6 protein-coding genes and 1 pseudogene are annotated in these 5,131 nt (G+C 63.8%); 4 read left to right on the forward strand and 3 right to left on the reverse strand.

What is annotated here, in order from left to right; translation table 11 throughout:
- Positions 1–266: hypothetical protein (locus tag AB0J47_RS42035; RefSeq protein ID WP_364360232.1), on the forward strand; the 266-nt coding region annotated here is incomplete at its 5' end.
- Positions 267–315: 49 nt separating this feature from the next.
- Here the strand turns inward: AB0J47_RS42035 and AB0J47_RS42040 are convergent.
- On the reverse strand, positions 316–1,023 hold the full coding sequence (locus AB0J47_RS42040) for an SDR family oxidoreductase (protein ID WP_364360235.1): 708 nt from the start codon (positions 1,021–1,023) through the stop codon (positions 316–318).
- Positions 1,024–1,265: 242 nt separating this feature from the next.
- Between AB0J47_RS42040 and AB0J47_RS42045 the strand changes: the two genes are divergently transcribed.
- The 3 genes from AB0J47_RS42045 to AB0J47_RS42055 all read left to right on the forward strand — a co-directional run bounded on the left by AB0J47_RS42045 (position 1,266) and on the right by AB0J47_RS42055 (position 4,129).
- Positions 1,266–2,357, forward strand: a complete 1,092-nt coding sequence (locus AB0J47_RS42045) for an alkene reductase (protein WP_364360238.1) — start codon at positions 1,266–1,268, stop codon at positions 2,355–2,357.
- 70 nt (positions 2,358–2,427) lie between these two features.
- The gene (locus tag AB0J47_RS42050) at positions 2,428–3,279 is read left to right on the forward strand and encodes an alpha/beta hydrolase (RefSeq protein ID WP_364360241.1); all 852 of its coding nucleotides are present in this window, start codon (positions 2,428–2,430) and stop codon (positions 3,277–3,279) included.
- 193 nt (positions 3,280–3,472) lie between these two features.
- Positions 3,473–4,129 (forward strand): helix-turn-helix domain-containing protein, encoded by a 657-nt coding sequence (locus tag AB0J47_RS42055; RefSeq protein WP_364360244.1) that lies wholly within the window; start codon positions 3,473–3,475, stop codon positions 4,127–4,129.
- Here AB0J47_RS42055 and AB0J47_RS42060 read toward each other — a convergent pair.
- Both AB0J47_RS42060 and AB0J47_RS42065 read right to left on the reverse strand, forming a co-directional pair.
- Positions 4,126–5,004, reverse strand: coding sequence for an alpha/beta hydrolase (locus tag AB0J47_RS42060; protein ID WP_364360247.1), 879 nt, complete (start codon positions 5,002–5,004; stop codon positions 4,126–4,128). The genes AB0J47_RS42055 and AB0J47_RS42060 overlap by 4 nt on opposite strands.
- A gap of 33 nt (positions 5,005–5,037) precedes the next feature.
- Positions 5,038–5,131 (reverse strand): annotated as a pseudogene (locus AB0J47_RS42065) (alpha/beta hydrolase); the annotation flags it as partial.

Here is a 5,131-nt window from a genome sequence, read left to right on the forward strand (position 1 = left end):
TCGTGTGCGTCGTACACACTCCCGAGGTCTTCACGATGAGCGTTCGCGAGTCTGCGCTGTCGGTGGCGTCCGGGGAATCAGAGTCGGAGTCGCCGGTCAGGCTCCACTGTTCGTCCGCAACCTTCATCGCGTTGACCATGGGCGCGGTCACCTTGGCGGAGGCCCGCCGCGTCGGTGCGGCCCGCGTGCTGGGCAAGGGGACAGGTCTTCCGAAGTTGTTCACGGCATTCGCGGCCACCACCCGGGAGTTCACAGCGGCTCTGTGAGTGGATGAGCTTCAATGCTCATCCGCGACACACGCCGCGTCGGCGTCCCTCAGCTGCTCATCAGCTGCGCGACCCGTTCCTGCACGGGGTCGCTCAACCAGGTGCGTGCCTGGCGGCTGAGCTCGTCGGCCAGTACCTCCGCATCGCCGGACTCGATGCCATCGAGTACCTGGCGAACGACATCTGCGGGATCGGACTTCGGCGAATCCGAGAACTTGCCCATGTCGGTGTCGACGAGTCCCATGTAGACGCCCACCACCTGGACCCCGCGTGGGGCGAGTTCGGTGCGCATCGAGTCCGTGGCGCTCCACATCGCCGCCTTCGATACGCCATAGCTCGCGCCGATGGGAAGCCATGCGAGAACCGACGAGACGTTGACGATGGCGCCGGAACGCTCGGCGATTCGATCGGCGAATGCGGAAGCCAGCGCAAGTGGACCGAACAGGTTCGTCTCGAGCTCCGCGCGAAGCATGGCCGTGGACCGGTCGAGCACCGAGGCCCCGCGGGCGATACCGGCGTTGTTGATCAGAACGCTGACATCGGTTGCGGTCGCGGCCGCTTCGGCGATCGACATCGCATTCGTGACATCGAGCTGCAGCGGAACGATGCGTGGGTCCGCCACGTGGATTGTCTGTGGGTCGCGGGCGGCGGCGTAGACCCTCGCCACACCACGGCCGAGTAGTTGCTCGACGTACTCGCGGCCCATGCCGCGGTTGGCTCCGGTGACGAGCACCGTTTGATCGGCGAGCGAAGTCATGCTGTCCTCCTGGATTAAGTAAACCGTTCGGTGTACTTTAGTGAAGCTACCCGGATGGCGCGCCTTTCGCAATGGGCGTCCATGTCGCCGCTCGACTTACGTAAACGTCGCTAGACATTGAAGTACCTGCCATCTGCGGCGTTGCTAAATCAGATACTAAAGACTATCGTTTTTTAAAGTGACAATCAGCTGCAGTGCTGTCGTCGTTCGTCATCCCAGCCCCTAATCAGGAGGATCACCGCATGTCTGTTGCTTTCAAACCGGTACGGATCGGACCTTGGGACCTGCCGCAGTCTTTCGTTATGGCGCCACTGACTCGTAGCCGCGCGGGGGAAGGCAACGTGCCCACGGCGATGAACGCCGAGTACTACACCCAACGAGCCGAAGCCGGGCTCATCGTCACGGAGGGCACTGCACCCAGTGCCGTCGGCCAGGGCTACCCCACTGTGCCCGGGCTCTACACCGACGAACAGGTCGCCGGATGGCGCCTCGTCGCCGATGGCGTTCACGGCGCCGGCGGCACGATCGTGGCTCAGTTGATGCACGTCGGGCGGGTCGCTCATGCCAGCAACAAGGGCGGTGTCGACACGATCTCGCCCAGCGCTGTCCAAGCTCCAGGCCAGATATTCACGCTGACCGGCATGGTCGATCACGATGTGCCCCGGGCCATCGAGACCGGTGAAATCGCCGGAATCATCGCCGAGTTCGTCGAGGCCGCCCGCAACGCGATCCGTGCCGGTCTCGACGGCGTCGAGATCCACGGTGCGAACGGCTATCTGCTGCACCAGTTCCTCGATCCGACGGTCAACCTCCGCGACGACGAATTCGGCGGCACGCCGGCGAATCGGGCTCGGTTCGTCATCGACGTGGTCAGGGCAGTCGCCGAGGCGATCGGCGCTGACCGTGTCGGCCTGCGGCTCTCGCCCGGCCATCAGTTGAACGGCATCGGCGAGGTGCCTGGTGCCGACCTCGACCAGACCTATCAGACGGTCGTAGATGGGATCGCGCCGTTAGGTCCGGCGTACCTGAGCATTTTGGCCAGTCCGTTCGAGTCTCTCGAACCGCTCGTCCGCGACCTCCGCACGCGATTCGGCGGCTCGGTGCTGCTGAACCTCGGTGCCACACCGGTGGCGACGTCGCTGGAGACGGTCGAGGAGCTGCTGGACAAGGGCGTGGCTGACGCCGTTGTCGTCGGGCGTGCCTTCCTCGCCAATCCCGATCTCGTAGAGCGTTGGCGCACTGGCGCGGAGCTGAACGCGGTGGACTTCACCACCCTGTACGGCGGCGACTCGCGCGGGTACACCGACTATCCGAGTCTCGCGGAGATCGCCTGAGCCGCAAGATTTTTCATCCCGCAGCTGGTAGTCGCGCAACCGATCCCGCACCACACCCGAGGAGAACGATATGAGTACCTACACACCTGTCAACACCGCCGAGAACCTGCATGTCGATGCCGCGTCGGGTCGTTTCACCTACCGCCGCATGGGCCCGCGCGGCGGAGTTCCGCTCGTGCTCGGGCACCGCTTCCGTGCCACCGTCGACTGGTGGGATCCGGAGTTCCTCGACATCCTCGCCGCCGAGCGCGACGTCATCCTGTTCGACAACATCGGTATCGGATACACCGGCGGTGAAGCTCTCACCACCGTCGAGGGATTCACCGCGGGCACGATCGAATTCATCGAAGCGCTGGGGCTGACCGAGGTCGACCTTCTCGGGTGGTCCTTCGGTGGTGTCGTCGCGCAGGCGGTCACGCTCACCCGACCCGATCTCGTCCGCAAGTTGATCGTTGCGGGCAGTGGATCGGGCCTCGCCCCCAACATGCCGACCATGAGCGAGCGGGTCCTCGGAATCATGGCCAAGCCGGATGCCGACCTCGATGACATGTTGTACCTGTTCTATCCCGAAACCGAAGGGGCTCGGAAGCTGGGGCTCGAACACTTCGACAAGGTCTCGGACGTGATGCCGGCCGACGCCCCGGTAGTCGGCGAGGCGGCCGCGATGGGTCAGCTCCAAGCAATCGTCGCGGCGTTGGCGACTCCGTGGGAGCAGGTTGTCGCGGGGCTCGCGACCATCCGGCAACCTGTGCTCTACGCCAACGGTATGCACGACGTCATGATCCACGCCTTCGCGTCGTACTCCGCGGTTGAACACCTGCCGTCGGCCAAGTTGGTGCTGTACAGCGACGCCGGCCACGCATTCCTGTTCCAGCACCTCGAGGAGTTCACGGCAGAAGTCAAATCTTTCCTCGCGGACTGAGCTGCTATTCGGCGCTGTCTGTGAGTCGATCTGCGTGAACAACGTTTTCGTCAGCGTTCACGACATTCGACGAAACTCCCGATTCGTTTTCAGTCGGGAGCGGCGGCCAGGCTTCTTTGGGCATGGTGCGAACGTTCGATCGGCTGCCAGCAGCCATGACACATAAAAATGAAGTATTTACTATACTATGGTTATGCAACCTCGCACGTACGGCCAGAACTGCGGTCTTGCTCGTGCGCTCGACATCCTGGGTGATCGATGGACTCTTCTGATCCTGCGTGACCTGGGTATGGGGCCACGGAGATACAGGGACCTGGCCGAGGGACTGCCGGGCATCGGTACCAACCTGCTGGCCAGTCGTCTCAAAAGCCTCGAAGGGGCGGGCTTGATCGAGCGCACGGTGCTCGGGCCGCCGGCGCCGGTCGCGGCTTACGCCCTCACCAGCGTCGGCGAAGAGTTGCGGCCGGCGCTCGGTCAGCTCGCGGCATGGGGGTTCAGGCATGGTGCACCATTCGACGCCGCGGATATGACGCGCGCGGAATGGGTGGTCCAGGGGATATTGGCGCGTGCCGAGCCTGATGCCGTCGATCGGTTCGGCGGCGTCGTGCAGTTCAACGTCGGCGACGAGTCCGCGTGGATAGGGCCCTCGGCGGATGGAGTCATTTTGCGACCGGGAACGGCGCCGACGTTGCCCAAAGTCTGTCTGAATACCGATGTCTCGACACTTATCGCGCTGATGAACGATGAGATCAATGCAGCCGATGCCATAGAATCCGGCGCGATCACGGTCGAGGGCGACGACGAGCTGCAATCCTTTCTTCACGCCTACAGCCTGACGGGCTCCCGCTAGCTCGGCAGGAAATCGCGCAACGCGTCGATGGTCTGCTCGGGGGCTTCCTCCGGGAGGAAATGCCCGCAGTCCAAAGCGTGGCCGCGGAGGTCGTCGGCGTATCGACGCCATACCTCGAGCACGTCATAGTGAGTTCCGACAAAGCCGTGTGCGCCCCACAGGACCAGCAGTGCGCAGGTGATGCGACGGCTTGCCGCGGCGTCGACTTCGTCGTGTTCGAGATCGACGGAGGCCGCAGCGCGGTAGTCCTCGCAGCTCGCCCGGATCGCCTCGGGATCGCTGAAGCAGCGCACGTACTCCGATATCGCCTCTTCGTCGAATACCGCGCCCGGGCCGGACCATTGGTCGAGCTTTCGGCGCACGAAATACTCGGGCGCGCCGCCGATGAGAACTTCGGGCAGATCGGGTTCCTCGGCGAGGAAGAACCAGTGGTCGTAGACGGTTGCCAAGGCGCGGTCCACGTTCGCGAAAACATGTCGGGTGGGGGCGATGTCGAGAACCGCGGCTCTATCGACGTGTTCGGGGTGGTCGAGGCAGAGTCGATGGGCGACTCGGGCGCCGCGGTCGTGACCGACGATCGCGAAACGGTTGTGCCCCAAAGCTGTCATCAATCCGACCTGGTCCGCGGCCATAGCGCGTTTGCCGTACGACGAATGATCGGTTTCCGAGGCAGGCTTGCCGGAGTCGCCGTACCCACGTAGGTCGGATACGACGACGGTGTGCGACTGCGCCAACGCTGCTGCCACCTCACGCCACATCACATGGGTCTGGGGGTAGCCGTGCAGCAGCAGTACAGGTGGCCCCTCACCGCCTACACGTGCGTGAATGCGGACACCCTCGACATCGATGTCGTGGGTGGTGAATTCGGTGAACATACGGGCGATCTCCTACTTCGGCGCGCGCCGGTCTCAGGAAGCCAGGAATTCGAGTGCCTCTGCGACGAACCTGTCGTGGTATTGGAAGATGCCGCCGTGTCCGGCGTCGAGGTAGATGCGGAGCGTC

Origin of the sequence: Nocardia sp. NPDC049737, from assembly GCF_040674755.1 — a bacterium.
In the GTDB taxonomy this organism is placed as follows: domain Bacteria; phylum Actinomycetota; class Actinomycetes; order Mycobacteriales; family Mycobacteriaceae; genus Nocardia.

Excerpts from the sequence above, each read along its gene's own strand:
- AB0J47_RS42055 (WP_364360244.1), top strand. The coding sequence starts at position 3,473 with ATGCAACCTCGCACGTACGGCCAGAACTGCGGTCTTGCTCGTGCGCTC.
- AB0J47_RS42045 (WP_364360238.1), top strand. The coding sequence starts at position 1,266 with ATGTCTGTTGCTTTCAAACCGGTACGGATCGGACCTTGGGACCTGCCG.
- AB0J47_RS42040 (WP_364360235.1), bottom strand. The coding sequence starts at position 1,023 with ATGACTTCGCTCGCCGATCAAACGGTGCTCGTCACCGGAGCCAACCGC.
- AB0J47_RS42050 (WP_364360241.1), top strand. The coding sequence starts at position 2,428 with ATGAGTACCTACACACCTGTCAACACCGCCGAGAACCTGCATGTCGAT.
- AB0J47_RS42060 (WP_364360247.1), bottom strand. The coding sequence starts at position 5,004 with ATGTTCACCGAATTCACCACCCACGACATCGATGTCGAGGGTGTCCGC.